Annotated in this window: 8 protein-coding genes and 1 pseudogene; all 9 read left to right on the top strand. The window is 64.1% G+C overall.

Translation table 11 applies throughout. The annotated features are described in order from the left end of the window. Window positions 1-103 precede the first annotated feature (103 nt). A complete protein-coding gene (locus LL964_RS16010) occupies window positions 104-2,020 on the top strand; it encodes a sialate O-acetylesterase (RefSeq protein ID WP_104588345.1) in 1,917 nt (638 codons plus the stop codon). A gap of 11 nt (window positions 2,021-2,031) precedes the next feature. Further along, on the top strand, window positions 2,032-3,765 hold the full coding sequence (galD, locus tag LL964_RS16005) for a GH35 family beta-galactosidase GalD (protein ID WP_167395402.1): 1,734 nt from the start codon (window positions 2,032-2,034) through the stop codon (window positions 3,763-3,765). A gap of 181 nt (window positions 3,766-3,946) precedes the next feature. After that, window positions 3,947-6,850 carry a TIM-barrel domain-containing protein gene (locus LL964_RS16000; protein ID WP_104588346.1) on the top strand — a complete coding sequence of 968 codons (2,904 nt, stop codon included), beginning with the start codon at window positions 3,947-3,949 and terminating at the stop codon, window positions 6,848-6,850. A 91-nt stretch (window positions 6,851-6,941) separates the two neighbouring features. Beyond that, entirely contained in the window at window positions 6,942-9,314 is a 2,373-nt protein-coding gene (locus LL964_RS15995; RefSeq protein WP_104588364.1) for a glycoside hydrolase family 95 protein, read from the top strand. Next, on the top strand, window positions 9,311-10,804 hold the full coding sequence (xylB, locus tag LL964_RS15990) for a xylulokinase (protein WP_104588347.1): 1,494 nt from the start codon (window positions 9,311-9,313) through the stop codon (window positions 10,802-10,804). The genes LL964_RS15995 and xylB overlap by 4 nt, the downstream gene beginning before the upstream one ends. Window positions 10,805-10,840: 36 nt before the next feature. Then, entirely contained in the window at window positions 10,841-12,178 is a 1,338-nt protein-coding gene (gene xylA, locus LL964_RS15985) for a xylose isomerase (RefSeq protein WP_104588348.1), read from the top strand. 83 nt (window positions 12,179-12,261) lie between these two features. Beyond that, window positions 12,262-13,689 (top strand): sugar porter family MFS transporter, encoded by a 1,428-nt coding sequence (locus tag LL964_RS15980; protein WP_167395403.1) that lies wholly within the window; start codon window positions 12,262-12,264, stop codon window positions 13,687-13,689. A gap of 390 nt (window positions 13,690-14,079) precedes the next feature. Continuing rightward, entirely contained in the window at window positions 14,080-15,630 is a 1,551-nt protein-coding gene (locus LL964_RS15975) for an MASE1 domain-containing protein (RefSeq protein ID WP_104588350.1), read from the top strand. 766 nt (window positions 15,631-16,396) lie between these two features. Further along, window positions 16,397-16,544 (top strand): annotated as a pseudogene (locus LL964_RS15970) (IS3 family transposase); the annotation flags it as partial.

Here is a 16,544-nt window from a genome sequence, read left to right as displayed (position 1 = left end):
CGCCGGCCCTGCGCGCATCATCGCGCGGTTCCAGCGTGTCCATCCTCGTCCCCCGTCGCATCGTGGCGCGCCGACCGGCTGCGCCGCCCCTGGAGATCACTGCATGACCTTTAGCTTCGTCCGCCGCGCCTGCCTGCTGGGTCTGATGCTGGGTAGCCCGCTGGCCTGCGCACAGCCTTCGCTGCCGCTGTTGTTCGGTGACGGTGCGGTGCTGCAGCGCGACCAGCCGATGCCGGTATGGGGCTGGTCCACGCCGAACGCTTCCATCCGGGTGGACTTCGACGGTCGCCACGCCACCACCAGGGCCGACGCCCAGGGCGCATGGAAGGTCAGTCTGCCGGCGCACGCCGCCGGCGGTCCCTATGTGCTGAGCGTGCAGGGCGATGGCGGGCAGTTGCAGGTCCGCGATGTGCTGGTCGGCGATGTCTGGCTGGCCAGCGGTCAATCCAACATGGAATGGCCGTTGGCGCAGGCCAGCGACGGCGCGCAGGCGGTGGCTGCAGCCAACGATCCGCAACTGCGGCACTTCAAGGTGCCCAAGTCGTGGTCGGTGCGACCCGAGACGCGCCTGGCCGGCGGCGAATGGAAGGCGGCGACGCCAGCCACCGCCGGCGAATTCACCGCAGTGGGCTACTTCTTCGCCAAGGAGCTGCGCGCCAGTACCGGCGTGCCGATCGGCATCGTCAACAGCAGTTGGGGCGGCAGCGCGATCGAGGCGTGGATGGATGCCGCCTCGCTGGGGCTGAGCGCCGACCAGAACCAGGGAGCCATCGAGGCGATCAAGCAACGCGATGCCGCAGCGCAGGCCGCCACCGGCAAGCGCATCGCGCGCTGGCCCAAGGTCGAAGGCGATACCCCGCAGTGGCGCGAGCCGGGCTTCGACGACAGCGACTGGGACAGCATCCCGACCAGCCAGCAATGGGAGGCCAGCGGCTTCGATGGCATGGATGGGATTGCCTGGTATCGCACCACGGTGACCCTGAGCGCGGCCGAGGCCAAGGCCGGCATCACCCTGGGCGTGGGCCAGATCGACGACTCGGACATCACCTACGTCAATGGTCAGCAGGTGGGCACGACCGAAAAGCAGTGGAACCTGGCGCGCGTCTATCCGGTGCCTGCCACCGTCCTGCACGCCGGCGTCAACCACATCGCGGTCCGGGTGGAGGATCTCAGCGGCGGTGGCGGCATGCATGGCCCGGACGCACAGCGCTTCGTGCAGACCAACGATGGCGCCAAGCGCGCATTGAACGGCTGGAAGTTCCGGCCTGCGGCGGTGCGCGTGTCGCTGGTCGACAACAAGAATCAACTGCCGACGCTGCTGTACAACCAGATGATCCATCCGTTGCAGCCGTTCCCGGTCAAGGGCGTGATCTGGTACCAGGGCGAAACCAATGCCAGCGAGAGCGGTGCGTTGAAATACCGCGAACAGTTCGCCGCCATGATCCAGCAGTGGCGCTCCGAACGTGGCCAGAAGGCCCTGCCGTTTTTGTGGGTGCAGCTGGCCAACTTCAAGGCTGGCGGCGACAAGGGCGAGCTGAGTCCGTGGGCGCTGCTGCGCGAGTCGCAGTCCAAGACGCTGGCGCTGCCGGCGACCGCGCAGGCGGTGATCATCGATATCGGCAATCCCACCGACATCCACCCCACCAACAAGCGCGATGTCGGGCATCGCCTGGCGCTGGCTGCACGGCACGTGGCCTACGGCCAGACGCTGGTGTACAGCGCTCCGGTGTTCGAGCGCGCGCGATTTACCGACGGCAAGGCCGAGCTGGAGTTCGATCTGCAGGGCAGTACGCTGCAGGTACGAGGCGGCGGCGCACCACAGGGCTTTCGCATCGCCGGCGCCGACCGTCGCTTCCATCCGGCCACTGCGCGGATCGAGGGCGACCGCATCGTGGTGCGCAGCGATGCGGTACCTGCGCCGGTCGCGGTGCGTTATGGCTGGAGCGAGAACCCCGACGACGCCAACCTGATCAACCGCGACACCCTTCCTGTTTCCCCATTTCGCACCGATACCTGGTGACACGGAGTCCTATGTCCATGCAGATCCCCGTCGCACGCCCCATCACCGCATCGCGTTGCCTGCGTCCGCTGCTGCTGTCTGCGCTGACGCTTGCCCTGGCCGCATGCCAATCCGGTGACCAGGGCGATGCCGCAAAACCGGCCGCCACCACGCCAACGGCGACGGCGCCGGCCGCCACCCCGGCCACGAATCAGGCGCAGGCCGAACAGAGCCCGATGCCGCAGTTCGTCAGCAAGGATGGCAAGCATGCGTTGATGGTCGACGGCGCCCCGTTCCTGATTCTTGGCGCGCAGGTCAACAACTCCAGCAACTATCCCGGCATCATGGACAAGGTGTGGCCGGCGATGCAGGTGTTGGGCCCCAACACCGTGCAGGTGCCGATCGCCTGGGAGCAGGTGGAACCGGAAGAAGGCAAGTTCGATTTCTCCTTCGTCGATACCTTGCTGAGCCAGGCGCGCGAGCACAAGGTGAAGCTGGTGCTGCTGTGGTTCGCCACCTGGAAGAACAACAGCCCTTCCTACACACCGCTGTGGGTCAAGGCAGACAATCAACGGTTCCCGCGCGTGATCACCCGCGAGGGCAAGGCGATCGGTTCGTTGTCGCCGCATGCGCAGGCCACCCTGGACGCCGACCGCAAGGCCTTCGTCGCCTTCATGCAGCACCTCAAGAAGGTGGATCCGCAGCACACCGTCATCATGATCCAGCCGCAGAACGAGCCGGGCACCTACGGCAGCGTGCGCGATTTCTCGCCGATGGCGCAGAAGCTGTTCGACGGCCCTGTGCCGGATGCACTGCTCAAGCGCTTGAACAAGCAGCCCGGCACCTGGGCGCAGGTGTTTGGCGCCGATGCCGATGAAATCTTCCATGCGTGGTCGATCGGCCGTTACATCGACCAGGTGACCGAAGCCGGCAAGGCCGAATATCCGCTGCCGATGTACGTCAATGCCGCGCTGCGTGGGCCCTTCAATCCGGGTCAGCCCGGCCAGTACGCCAGCGGTGGCCCCACCGACAACGTGCTGGATGTGTGGAAGGCCGCCGGCCCGCATATCGATCTGCTGGCGCCAGACATCTACATGCCGGAATACCGCATGTACACCACGGTGCTGGAACGCTACGCGCGCCCGGACAATGCCTTGTTCGTCGCCGAAACCGGCAACCGCCCGGAATACGCGCGTTACCTGTATCCCACGCTGGGCCATGACGGCATCGGCTGGTCGGCATTCGGCATCGACTTCACCCGTTACTCCAACTATCCGCTGGGCGCCAAGCACGTCAACGAAGAAACGCTGGCACCGTTTGCGCTGGGCTTCCAGGCGGTGAGCATGGGCATGCGCCCGTTCGCCAAGGCTGCGTCCGAAGGCAAGTTGCACGGTACCGCCGAAGAACCCGGCCAGGCCGTGCAGGAGCTCAGGCTCAACGACCGCTGGAGCGCCACCATCACTTATGGCGTGCCGCAGTTCTGGTTCAAGGGCGAGCCGCCGGGTAACCCGGAGCCGATCGGTGCCGCCCTGATCGCCGAGCTGGGTCCGGACGAGTTCCTGGTCACCGGCTACCACGCGCGCGTGACCCTGCACCCGGCGGGCGACGCCACTGCCAACATGATCTACGAACGCGTCGAGGAGGGCGTGTACGAGGGCACGCAGTGGAAGTTCCAGCGCAACTGGAATGGTGACCAGACCGATTACGGCGTCAATTTCTCCAGCGCCCCGCAACTGCTCAAGATCAAGCTCGGCACCTACAAGTAACCGCGATCCACGGCCGCCGCGCAGTCGTGGCAGACGCGGGCGGCGCCAGGAAGCGGCAGCGGTCGACCGACCTTGCCGTGTCTGCACGTCGTCCCCGCCCGCGCCGCGGTCGGCCGTCGGATCTTCCAACCCATGCAGCGCTGCCCCCGCAGCGCCGTTCCGCCATTCAAAGGGAGTGACCATGCAAACCACCATCCGTTCCGCCAGCGCCGCGCCTTCCAATCGGCGTACGCCGCTCGCCCACTGCCTGGCGTTGTCGCTGGCCTTGTTGGCCAATGCCGCGCACGCGCAGGAAGTGCGCAAGGCCGCCGATGGCGTCACCGTGGTGCCCAGCACCAAGGGCGCCGCTGCGGTGCGGCTGCAGGTGGTCGATGCTGGCATCATCCGCGTCAGCGCCGATCCCGATGGCGACTTCGCGCGCAGCCCCAGCCTGATGCGGGTGCCGGTGCAGGGCGACACCGCGTTCCAGCTGGCCGAGCAGGGCGACAGCGTGCAGCTGAAGACCGGCAAGGTCACTGCCACCGTCTCAACCGTCGACGGCCATGTCAGCTTCGCCGATGCCAACGGCAAGCCGGTGCTGTCGGAAGTGGCCGGCGGGCGCAGCTTTGCGCCGCTCAAGGTCGAAGGCAAGCAGTACCTGAGCGTGCGCCAGCGCTTCCAGTCGCCCGACGATGAAGCCTTGTACGGCTTCGGCCAGCACCAGCAGGGCTGGATGAACCAGAAGGGCCGCAACGTCGAACTGCAGCAGAACAACATCGACATGGCGGTGCCTTACCTGGTGTCCAGCCGCAATTACGGCCTGCTCTGGGACAACAACTCGATCAGCCGCCTGGGCGACCCGCGCGGCCTGCAGCCGCTGCCCAAGACGCTCAAGCTGTACGACGCCAAGGGCAAGGCCGGCGCGCTGACCGCCCGCTACGCCATCAACGGCAAGCAGGTGCTGGAGCGGCGCGAGAGCGAGGTGAACTATCAATACCTCAGCGACCTGACCAAGTTCCCCAAGAAGGCGATCACCAAGGACAAGGACAGCCGCATGCAGGTCAGCTGGGAGGGCGAGATCGAAGCGCTCACCGGCGGCGAGCACAGCTTCTCGCTGTACTCGAGCGAGTACGCCAAGCTGTACGTGGATGGCAAGCTGGTGATCGATCGCTGGCGCCAGAACTGGAACCCGTGGAATCACGAGTTCACCCTCGATCTGCAGCCGGGCCAGCGCCACACCGTCAAGATCGAATGGGATCTGATCGATCCCAGCTACATCGCGCTGCTGCACCGCGATCCGCTGCCTGCCGCCGAAGCGAAGGACCTGTCGCTGTGGTCCGAAGCCGGTCAGATGATCGACTACTACTTCGTTTCCGCCGATTCCTACGACCAAGCCGTGGCCGGCTACCGCGAACTCACCGGCAAGTCGGTGATGCTGCCCAAGTGGGCGTATGGCTTCTGGCAGAGCCGCGAGCGCTACAAGAGCCAGGACGAGCTGGTGGGCGCGGTGGCCGAATACCGCAAGCGCAAGCTGTCGCTGGACAACATCGTGCTCGATTGGTCGTACTGGCCGGAAGACGCCTGGGGCTCGCACGATTTCGATCCGCAGCACTTCCCCGATCCGGACGGCATGGTCAAGGCCGTGCACGACATGCACGCGCAGATCATGATTTCGATCTGGCCCAAGTTCTATCCCACCACCGCCAATTACAAGGAACTGGACGCGGCCGGTTTCATGTTCAAGCGCAATGTCGAAGTGGGTGAGCTGGACTGGATCGGCAAGGGCTACAAGAACTCGTTCTACGATCCGTATTCGGAAAAGGCGCAGGCGATCTTCTGGCGCCAGGTCAACGAAAAGCTCAACAGCAAGGGCTTCGATGCCTGGTGGATGGACGCCGACGAGCCGGACGTGCATTCCAATCTCGACATCGGCGAGCGCAAGGCGCGTACCACGCCCAACGCACTGGGTTCGTCCACCGAGTACTTCAATTCGTATCCGTTGCCGCACACCCACGGCGTGTACGTGGGCGACCGCGCGGCCGACGACAAGCGCGTGTTCATCCTCTCGCGCAAGGGCTATGCCGGCACCCAGCGCAACGCGGTGGCGGTGTGGAGCGGCGATATCGTCTCGCGCTGGGACGACCTGCACGAGCAGATTTCCGCTGGCGTGAACATGGCGCTGTCGGGCCTGCCCAACTGGACCTTCGACATCGGCGGCTTCGCGGTGGAGAAGCGCTACGAGAGCCAGGATCCGGCGCACCTGCCCGAATGGCGCGAGCTCAATACGCGCTGGTTCCAGTTCGGCGCGTTCGTGCCGATCTTCCGCTCGCACGGCCAGTTCCCGTATCGCGAGATCTGGAACATCGCCCCGGAAGGCACGCCGTTCTACGAGAGCATGGCCTACTACAACCGCCTGCGTTATGCCTTGCTGCCGTACATCTACAGCCTGGCCGGTGACACCTACCAGCGCGATGGCGTGATCATGCGCGGCATGATGATGGACTTCCCGAACGATCCCAAGGTCCGCGACGTCAACGACCAGTACCTGTTCGGGCCGGCGTTCCTGGTCGCACCGGTGACCCGCTTCGGCGCCACCTCGCGGCAGGTCTATCTGCCGGCCGGCAGCAGCTGGCTGGATTTCGCCACCGGCAAGCGGTACGAGGGCGGCCAGAGCATCGAAGCGGCTGCGCCGATCGAGCGCATGCCGCTGTTCGTGCGTGCCGGTTCCATCGTGCCGACCGGCCCCGTGCAGGAATACGTGGACCAGAAGCCGGATGCACCGCTCACCGTGGTGGTCTATACCGGCGCCGATGGCCAGTTCTCGCTGTACGAGGACGACGGCAAGGGCTACGGCTACGAGAAGGGCGAGTTCAGCCGCATTCCGCTGGTCTGGAACCAGGCCAAGGGCGAGCTGAGCATCGGCAAGCGCGAAGGCAGCTGGACCGGCATGCAGGCCAGCCGCACCATCAAGGTGCGCTTCGTCGACGGCCCGCGCGCCGATGCCGGTGCGCTGGAACCTGCGACCGACACCAGCGTCCAGTACGACGGCAAGCCGGTCAGCGTGTTGCAGCGCAAGATTGCGTCCGGCAAAGCGCGTCGCCGATGATCGCAGGCTGTCTTCAGTCGATGAGCAAGCAGATGCCGGAACGCCGCAAGGCAGTCGCGGGCGGTTCCGGCAGGGCAGTGCGGCGGTGGCCGTGCTGACCCGTCGCGAACTGTGCAAGGCAACCGGAGCCGCTGTCGCGGTCCTGGGTGCCGCGCCGGTGATCGCACATGCCGCGCAGTTATCGAAAGCCACCGCGTTGCCGCCGGTGGCCGCAGCGGATGCATTGCAGTTGTGGTATCGCGAACCCGCCAGCGAATGGGTGGAGGCGTTGCCGGTCGGCAACGGACGACTGGGTGCGATGGTGTGGGGCGGCATCGCGCATGAGCGCCTGCAGCTCAACGAAGACACGCTGTATGCAGGCGGTCCCTACGACGCCACCAGTCCGGATGGACTGGCGGCGTTGCCGAAGGTGCGCGAGCTGATCTTCGCCGGCCGCTACGCCGACGCCGAGCGACTGGCCGACGCCAGCATGCTGTCGCGTCCGCTCAAGCAGATGCCGTATCAGCCGTTGGGCGATCTGCTGCTGGATTTCGATCGCGCCGATGACATCAGCGACTACCGTCGCCAGCTCGACCTGGACACCGCGGTGGCCACTACCACCTTCCGCTCCGGTGGCGCGCTGCATCGGCGCGAGGTGTTCGTGTCCGCGCAGTCGCAATGCATCGTGGTGCGCTTGTCGTGCGACCGTCCTGGTGCGATTTCGTTGCGGGTCGGCATCGACAGCCCGCAGACCGGCGAGGTGACGGCGGAGCAGGGCGGCCTGCTGTTTCACGGTCGCAACAGCGGCTTCGCCGGTATCGAGGGCAAGTTGCGGTTCGCCTTGCGGGTGCTTCCGAAGATCACCGGCGGCACGCTCAGCCAGGTGCGCGACCGCCTGCGGATCGACGCTGCCGATGAAGTGGTGTTGCTGCTGACCGCCGCGACCAGTTATCGACGCTTCGATGCGGTCGATGGCGATCCGCTTGCGTCGACATCGGAAAGCCTGCGCAAGGCGGCCGGATTCGATTATCCCGCCTTGCTGCGCGCGCACCTGGCCGATCATCGGCGCCTGTTCCGGCGCGTGGCGATCGACCTGGGCAGCAGCGATGCCGCGCAGTTGCCGACCGATCAGCGCGTGCGGCGCTTTGCCGACGGCAACGATCCGGCATTGGCCGCGCTGTATCACCAGTACGGGCGTTACCTGTTGATCTGCAGCTCGCGGCCCGGCACCCAGCCGGCCAACCTGCAAGGCATCTGGAACGACCTGATGCAGCCGCCGTGGGAAAGCAAGTACACCATCAACATCAACACCGAGATGAACTACTGGCCCAGCGAGGCCAACGCATTGCACGAATGCGTCGAACCGCTGGAATCCATGCTGTTCGATCTGGCCCAGACCGGCGCGCATACCGCGCGCACGCTGTACGACGCACCCGGCTGGGTGGTGCACAACAATACCGATCTGTGGCGCCAGGCCGGGCCGATCGATGGCGCCAAGTGGAGCCTGTGGCCGATGGGTGGGGTCTGGCTGCTGCAACAGCTGTGGGACCGCTGGGACTATGGCCGCGACCGTGCCTACCTGAGCAAGATCTATCCGCTGTTCAAGGGCGCCGCGCAGTTTTTCGTCGCCACCCTGGTGCGCGACCCGCAGACCGGCGCGATGGTGACCACCCCCTCAATGTCGCCGGAAAACCAGCACCCGTTCGGTGCGGCGGTGTGCGCCGGGCCCACCATGGATGCGCAGCTGCTGCGCGATCTGTTCGCGCAATGCATCGCCATGAGCAAATTGCTCGATGTCGATGCGGAGCTGGCCCAGCAACTGGCCGCCTTGCGCGAGCGGTTGCCGCCCAACCGCATCGGCAAGGCCGGGCAGTTGCAGGAGTGGCAGCAGGACTGGGACATGCAGGCGCCGGAGATCCATCACCGCCACGTCTCGCACCTGTACGCCTTGCATCCGTCCAGCCAGATCAACCTGCGCGATACCCCCGAACTGGCCGCGGCCGCGCGGCGTTCGCTGGAAATCCGCGGCGACAACGCCACCGGCTGGGGCATCGGCTGGCGGCTGAACCTATGGGCACGGCTGGCCGATGGCGAACATGCGTATCGCATCCTGCAGCTGCTGATTTCGCCCGAACGCACCTACCCGAACCTGTTCGATGCCCATCCACCGTTCCAGATCGATGGCAACTTCGGCGGCACCGCCGGCATCACCGAAATGCTGCTGCAAAGCTGGGGCGGCAGCGTGTTCCTGTTGCCGGCCGTGCCCAAGGTATGGCCGCGCGGCAGCGTACGTGGCCTGCGTGTGCGCGGCGGCGCCAGCGTCGATCTGGAATGGGACGCCGGTCGCTTGCGGCAGGCACGCCTGCACAGCGATCGTGGCGGGCGCTATCAACTGTCCTATGCCGGGCAGACCCTGGACCTGGAACTGGGCGCAGGCCGCACCCAGCAGGTGGGACTCAACAACAACCGATTGGTGACGCAATGAGCTTGTACGTAGGACTGGACGTGGGCACACAGAGCGTCAAGCTGGTGGCCTACGATCCGCAGGATCGCGCGGTGGTCGCCACCATTGCCGCGCCGATGGAGCTGATCAGCCGCGACGACGGGACCCGCGAGCAGCAGGCGCAGTGGTGGATCGACGGCATCGTGCACTGCTTCGCGCAGCTCGATGCCGAACAGCGTGCGCGCGTGCGCGGCATCTCCGTCTCCGGCCAGCAGCACGGCTTCGTGCCGGTGGCGGCCGACGGCAGCGTCACCGCGCCGGTGAAACTGTGGTGCGACACCAGCACCGCGCTGGAATGCGACGAGATCATGGACGCCGTGGGCGGCGCCGCCGGCAGCGTGGCGGCCGCAGGCAATCCGATCCTGGCCGGGTATACCGCCTCCAAACTGCCTTGGACGCGCAAGCACCGCCCCGAGGCGTATGCGGCCATGACCACGGTGATGCTGCCGCACGACTACATCAACTTCTGGCTGACCGGCGAGCGCTTTGCCGAAGTCGGCGATGCCTCCGGCACCGGTTGGCTGGACGTGCGCACCCGGCAGTGGTCCGAGCGCATGCTGGGCGCGGTCGATGCGCAGCGCGATCTGCGCACGGCCTTGCCGCCGCTGGTGGAGACCGGCGCGGTGTATCCGTTGTCCGACGCCGCTGCTACCGCGTTGAACCTGCCGGCTGGCGTGCGCGTCACCACCGGTGGCGGCGACAACATGATGGCTGCCATCGGCACCGGCAATGTGGTGCCGGGGCGTCTGACCATGAGCCTGGGCACTTCCGGCACGCTGTTCGCCTACGCCGATCACCCGGTAGTGGACGACGATGCGCGCTGGGCCGCGTTCTGTTCCTCCAGCGGCGGCTGGCTGCCGCTGATCTGCACGATGAACTGCACCGTCGCCACCGAGGCGGTGATGCGCATGTTCTCCATCACCCGCGAGCAGACCGAGGCGATGATCGCCGACACCGCGCCGGGTGCCGATGGACTGGTACTGCTGCCGTTCTTCAACGGTGAGCGCACTCCCGATCTGCCGGCCGCGCGCGGCTGCCTGTTCGGCATGGACCTGCACAACACCACCGCCGCGCATTTCTACCGCGCCGCGATGGAAGGCGCCACCTACAGCCTGCGCAACGGCTTCGACGCCTTCGTCGCTGCCGGCCTGCAGTTCGATACCATCCTGCTCACCGGCGGCGGCAGCAAGAGCGCGCAGTGGCGGCAGATGGTGGCCGACATCTTCGACCTGCAGGTCGTGGTACCGACCCAGCCCGAAGGCGCTGCCTTCGGCGCCGCACTGCAGGCGCTGTGGGCCTGCGACCGCAACGATGGCAGCGACGCCGCGTTGTCGGAGGTGGTGCTGGAGCATCTGCAGGTGGACGATACGCTTGCCGCGCAGCCCGACCCGCAGCGCGTCGCCCAATATCGGCAGCACTACCAGACCTTCCTCAAGCATCTGCACGTCGTCAGCCCGCTTTACGCCGGCTGATTCATCACTCCCCCAGTACCAAGGACATCACACCCCATGAGCAACACCGTGTACATCGGCGCCAAGGAATACTTCCCCGGCATCGGCAAGATCGGCTTCGAAGGCCGCGACTCGGACAACCCGCTGGCGTTCAAGGTCTACGACGCCAACAAGAAAATCGGCGACAAGACCATGGCCGAGCACCTGCGCTTTGCCGTGGCCTACTGGCACAGCTTCTGCGGCAACGGCGCCGATCCGTTCGGCCCGGGCACGCGCGCCTATCCCTGGGATGCGGGCAACACCGCGCTGGCGCGCGCCGAAGCCAAGTCCGATGCGGCGTTCGAGTTCTTCACCAAGCTCGGCGTGCCGTACTACTGCTTCCACGACGTGGACCTGGCACCGGATGCGGACGACATCGGCGAGTACGAGCACAACCTCAGCCATATGGTCGGCATCGCCAAGCAGCGCCAGGCCGACACCGGCATCAAGCTGCTGTGGGGCACCGCCAACCTGTTCTCGCATGCGCGCTACATGAATGGCGCCTCCACCAACCCGGACTTCAACGTGGTGGCGCGTGCGGCCGTGCAGGTCAAGGCCGCGATCGATGCCACCGTGGAGCTGGGCGGGGAGAACTACGTGTTCTGGGGCGGCCGCGAAGGCTATGCCTGCCTGCACAACACCCAGATGAAGCGCGAGCAGGACAACATGGCGCGCTTCCTCACCCTGGCGCGCGACTATGGCCGCAGCATCGGCTTCAAGGGCAACTTCCTGATCGAGCCCAAGCCCATGGAGCCGATGAAGCACCAGTACGACTTCGACAGCGCCACGGTGATCGGTTTCCTGCGCCAGCATGGCCTGGACCAGGATTTCAAGCTCAATATCGAAGCCAACCACGCCACGCTGTCCGGGCACAGCTTCGAGCACGATCTGCAGGTCGCCTCCGATGCCGGCCTGCTGGGCAGCATCGATGCCAACCGCGGCAACCCGCAGAACGGCTGGGACACCGACCAGTTCCCGACCGACCTGTACGACACCGTCGGCGCGATGCTGGTGGTGCTGCGCCAGGGTGGGCTGGCGCCGGGCGGGCTGAACTTCGACGCCAAGGTGCGCCGCGAATCGTCCGACCCGCAGGACCTGTTCCTGGCCCACATCGGCGGCATGGACGCGTTCGCACGCGGGCTGGAAGTGGCCAATGCGCTGCTGACGTCTTCGCCGCTGGAACGCTGGCGCGCCGAGCGCTATGCCAGCTTCGACAGCGGCGCAGGCGCCGACTTCGCGGCAGGCAAGACCACCTTGGCGGATCTGGCCAGGCATGCTGCCGGCAATGCGCCCACGCAGATCAGCGGCCGTCAGGAAGCCTACGAGAACCTGATCAATCAGTATCTGACGCGGTGATGTCCCGTGGCCGGCGGCGTCCTGCGCCGCCGGCCGATGCGGTCGCTTGGTGACCGCTCCCTCGCATGTTCCCAGGTGAACCCATGTCCAGCGTTTCCATTGACGGCGCCCCCGATGCCGGCGAGAACACCCGTTTCATCATCCTGATCAGCTGTGTGGCCACGATTGGTGGCTTTCTGTTCGGCTTCGACAGCGGCGTGATCAATGGCACCGTCGATGGCCTGAAACAGACCTTCCAGTCCAGCGCTGCCGAGACCGGTTTCGAGGTCGCCTCGATGCTGCTGGGCTGCGCCATCGGCGCATTCTTCGCCGGACGCCTGGCCGACCGTTGGGGTCGTCGTGCGGTGCTGATCATTTCCGCCGCGCTGTTCCTGCTGTCGGCCATTGGTGCCGGCGCCTCGCATAGCTCGGCATTCTTCATCTTCGCCCGCGTGATGGGTGGCTTCGCGGTCGGCGCGGCCAGCGTCATCTCGCCGGCCTACATCGCCGAGGTCGCTTCCGCGCGCTACCGTGGCCGCTTGGCCACGATGCAGCAGATCGCCATCATCAGCGGGCTGTTCTGCGCCTTTCTGAGCAACTACCTGCTGGCCAACGCCGCCGGCGCGTCCACCGAGCCGCTGTGGGCCGGGCAGGCCGCCTGGCGCTGGATGTTCTGGATGCAGGCGGTTCCCTCGATCCTGTTCCTGGTGTTGCTGCTGGTCATTCCGGAAAGCCCGCGCTATCTGGTGGTCAAAGGGCGCCGCGAGCAGGCACTGGTGGTGCTCAAGCGCCTGTACGGCAATGCCGCCGCGCAGACCAAGCTGAGCGAGATTGCGGCCTCGATGGCCGCCGATCAGCACAAGCCGAAGTTCTCGGACCTGATCAACAAGGCCACCGGCAAGATCCGCCCCATCGTCTGGATCGGCATCGGCCTGGCCGTGTTCCAGCAGCTGGTGGGCATCAACGTGGTGTTCTACTACGGCGCGGTGCTGTGGCAGGCCGTGGGCTTCTCCGAACAGGATGCGCTGCTGATCAACGTCCTCTCCGGCGGCCTTAGCATCGGCGCTTGCCTGGTCACGGTGATGCTGGTGGACAAGATCGGCCGCAAGCCGCTGCTGTGGATCGGCTCGGCCGGCATGGCCGTCTCGCTCGCCTTGGTCACCTATGCGTTCGCCACGGCCTCGCTGGATCCCAACGGCAAGCTCGCCATGTCCGACTCCATGGGCATGCTGGCGCTGGTGGCCGCCAACGTCTATGTGGTGTTCTTCAATGCCTCCTGGGGCCCGGTGATGTGGGTGATGCTGGGCGAGATGTTCCCCAACCAGATCCGCGGTTCGGGCCTGGCCATCGCCGGCGCCGCGCAGTGGACCTCCAACTTCGCCATCACCGTCAGCTTCCCGATCCTGCTCGGCAGCATCGGCCTGGCCGGTGCCTACGGCATCTACACCGTCGCCGCCTTCATCTCGGTCTTCTTCGTACTCAAGTACGTCTACGAGACCAAGGGCAAGGAGCTGGAGCAGATGGAGGGCTGATCCTGTCGGTTATGCCGAGATCAGCATGGAAAACGAAGAAGGCCGCGCAATGCGCGGCTTTCTTTTTTGGAATGCCTCCTCATGTCCAAGTCTTATGCACGCAGGCATAAGCGGCACCGGCAATGCGAGCCACGCGGCCAGGTCCGATTCGCCTGATCGCGTCAAGCGCTTGCGGATCCTCGATGAGATGCGTTACTTGGTGTTACCCTCGAACCCATGGTTCACCCATGCATGGGGCAGATGCACCAGCAAAGTGCAATACGTGTCGTTAAACGCACACGCTGTAGGTCGAGACGTGCAAGCCTTTATCGCAATGTGTGCGCCATCGCTATACTCCACCAAGCAGTTCCCTCCAGACTAGGAAGCATCGTGGAACCAAGGAGTGGTGGTATGGCGGTAGCCAAAGAAGTCCTCAGGGGCATGCTGATCAGCGTGTGCTACTGCTTGGCGTTTTTGTCGCTTTGGTATTGCTCAATCGACCAGTGGTATCTGCCGGTTGGCCTGCGTGTTGTCACCCTCTTATTCAGACCCTATCGCGAGTGGCCTTTCCTGTTGGCAGGTGATGCGGCAGCAATGCTTTGGCTGCGTGTTCCGCTCTCGCAGCACCAGGGATACGACGTGACCTGGGCGTACATAAGTCCACTTGTTCATGCCCCCATGATTGCGTTCGTCATCTGGTTGGCACGCCATTATGCGCGCAAGCTTTTTCAGCAGACTCCTTTCTTAATTCCATTCGCGATTGTCATTGGGTTTTTTAATTCGCTGTGGAGCATTGTCCTCAATGCCAGCCTTGGCGGGCCGAGCACGGACAAGGTCTTGGAATTCCTTGTTCGCTACTGGTTGGGAAGTTATCAGGGGATATTGATTTTCTTACTTCCGGCCATGTTGTGGTCGCCCCGAAAACGAGAGCCGGCGCGCATAGACCTGCCTCGAGATCTTGGACTGTCGGTTGTCGTCATTCTTGTCCTCTTTTATATACTAGGCTATACGCAGGAGCCGTTACTTCGGAAGATGCTGATGGCTGCCCTGATAGGCCCGGCAATTATCTTGACGCGTCGTCACGGGTGGACGGGGACCGCTCTCGGGACGCTGCTTGCGAATTTCGCGTTAGCAATAACTTTGCCAAAGACATATGAGATTGGTTATTACAATTCTGGCCTTTTTGAGGTTCAAATCTTTCATGTCTTCGTTAGTACTTTGTTATTCGTTTTTGGTGTGCGGTTCGTAAAGCCGTTTAACCGATTTGACGCTATCGGGCGAATTAAGGCGGATGCTCAAAAGGCCATTCAAGCTAGTTATCTCGCGGCTGAGCGGACATTGCGGGATCGGGTCGTGGAATACTCTGATATCAACGTCCAGATGAATAGGATGCGGAAATCGGTTATAGCAGATCTTCGTGAGCGTGGTCACCATGCTGCAGCAATGGAGATAACGCGCGTGGCAGTTCTGGAGTCGCAGCTTCTGCATGAATATGTTGCGGCGTTATATCCATTGGAGATTGAAACGCATGGCCTGTTTCGAACGCTGCGTTCGGCTGCGTTTGAGAGATTGAATTCCACCAAGCTCGACTGTCTAATGCAAGGGGATTGTCAGCAGCTCTCCCTTGGGCTGCAGCTTGCAGCTTATCGTTGCACACTCAACGCGTTGGAACTTCTGCCTGCGTCCAGCAAGCATTTTATCCACGCGCGTGTCTGGCGCGGTCGAGGGGGGCAGGGGGTCGTCATGAGAGTTTTTGCCGATACTTCTTTGGTGGATTCCGTGCGGCGTGAATCCCCTGAAGATGAACATGAATTTCGGGCCCGGCTTAAGTCGCATGGCGGCTTGTTTCGTCGCCGCCATGCGTTAGTACTTACTTTCCTCGTGTCCGAGACAGCCGTTGTTACCGCGTCGGGGAAATCTTCCAGCGTTCCACGTTGGCTTGCCGCTCGACACGCACGGTAAAGTGTGCGGTCTGGTATACCATTTTTGCGCTAGGTCCTAGCTCAGCTGGAGACGTCGTCGACGAACTTGCCCAAATCGTGTTGGCTGCAGGTACTATGACGCGATCGGCGTCCTTGCCCATTGGCAGTACCCAGAGCGCATTATCAACGCGTGCGACCACTGCCCTAACTTCCCCGGCGACGTCGTTGATTTGCAGATATGTCACGCCGTCACGTTGGAATTCGTAGATCGACCAAGCGGGATCTAGGGTGAGGTTGGCAGCTGCTGGGCTACGCCCCCCCAGCCCCATTGTTGCTTGGGCACCTACACCACCTGCACAGCATCCGCCAGTTTGAGCCGAGACTTGGCCTGCCATCAAAGCGCAGGCGAGGATACACATAACCTTCAACGTATTTGCTTTAACTTCCATGGGTTTCGCCTTCCCCTGCTAGGGGCGATTTTGCCTGCGATTCAGGCTTGCTTACGTTACGTCCATAAAGTAGACGAGTGGTGGCTTTCACTCGAAAATTGCTGGCAGTGACTCGTCTCGTACCGTCCATGCTTGAGAGGGACCGGCTCCGCCTCTTGAGTTGTAGCTAATTTCGTACATCCGTTTTGCCAATGGAAGACAAGCAAAGTCAGGTGCTTGACCCTCTGCCTACTGTGTAGCGCGGGTATCAACGAAGGTTGCATCGATCTCTGCCTGCAGAACAGCAGGCGGCAAGTGTTAGAAGCTTTGAACGGCCCCGGGAACCCCGGAGGCTCCATAACTTGAGAAGATGGAGCCATGAGCAGAGCAAGCAAGTTTTCCCCCGAGGTCCGGGAGCGGTCGGTGAAGATGGTGCTGGACCACCAGGACGGGTACGCGTCGCAGTGGTCGGCGATCGTGTCGGTGTCGGCCAAGGTGGGCTGTACGGCCGAGACGTTGCGCGGCT

The sequence above is a fragment of the Xanthomonas melonis genome, assembly GCF_020783655.1.
GTDB lineage: Bacteria > Pseudomonadota > Gammaproteobacteria > Xanthomonadales > Xanthomonadaceae > Xanthomonas > Xanthomonas melonis.
Note: the sequence above shows the minus strand (reverse complement) of the source record. Positions and strands in the feature narration are given on the sequence as shown.

What these genes read in the sequence shown, in the direction of transcription:
- LL964_RS16000 (WP_104588346.1), top strand. Translation starts at nt 3,947, where the DNA reads ATGCAAACCACCATCCGTTCCGCCAGCGCCGCGCCTTCCAATCGGCGT.
- xylA (WP_104588348.1), top strand. Translation starts at nt 10,841, where the DNA reads ATGAGCAACACCGTGTACATCGGCGCCAAGGAATACTTCCCCGGCATC.
- xylB (WP_104588347.1), top strand. Translation starts at nt 9,311, where the DNA reads ATGAGCTTGTACGTAGGACTGGACGTGGGCACACAGAGCGTCAAGCTG.
- LL964_RS15980 (WP_167395403.1), top strand. Translation starts at nt 12,262, where the DNA reads ATGTCCAGCGTTTCCATTGACGGCGCCCCCGATGCCGGCGAGAACACC.
- LL964_RS16010 (WP_104588345.1), top strand. Translation starts at nt 104, where the DNA reads ATGACCTTTAGCTTCGTCCGCCGCGCCTGCCTGCTGGGTCTGATGCTG.
- LL964_RS15975 (WP_104588350.1), top strand. Translation starts at nt 14,080, where the DNA reads ATGGCGGTAGCCAAAGAAGTCCTCAGGGGCATGCTGATCAGCGTGTGC.
- galD (WP_167395402.1), top strand. Translation starts at nt 2,032, where the DNA reads ATGTCCATGCAGATCCCCGTCGCACGCCCCATCACCGCATCGCGTTGC.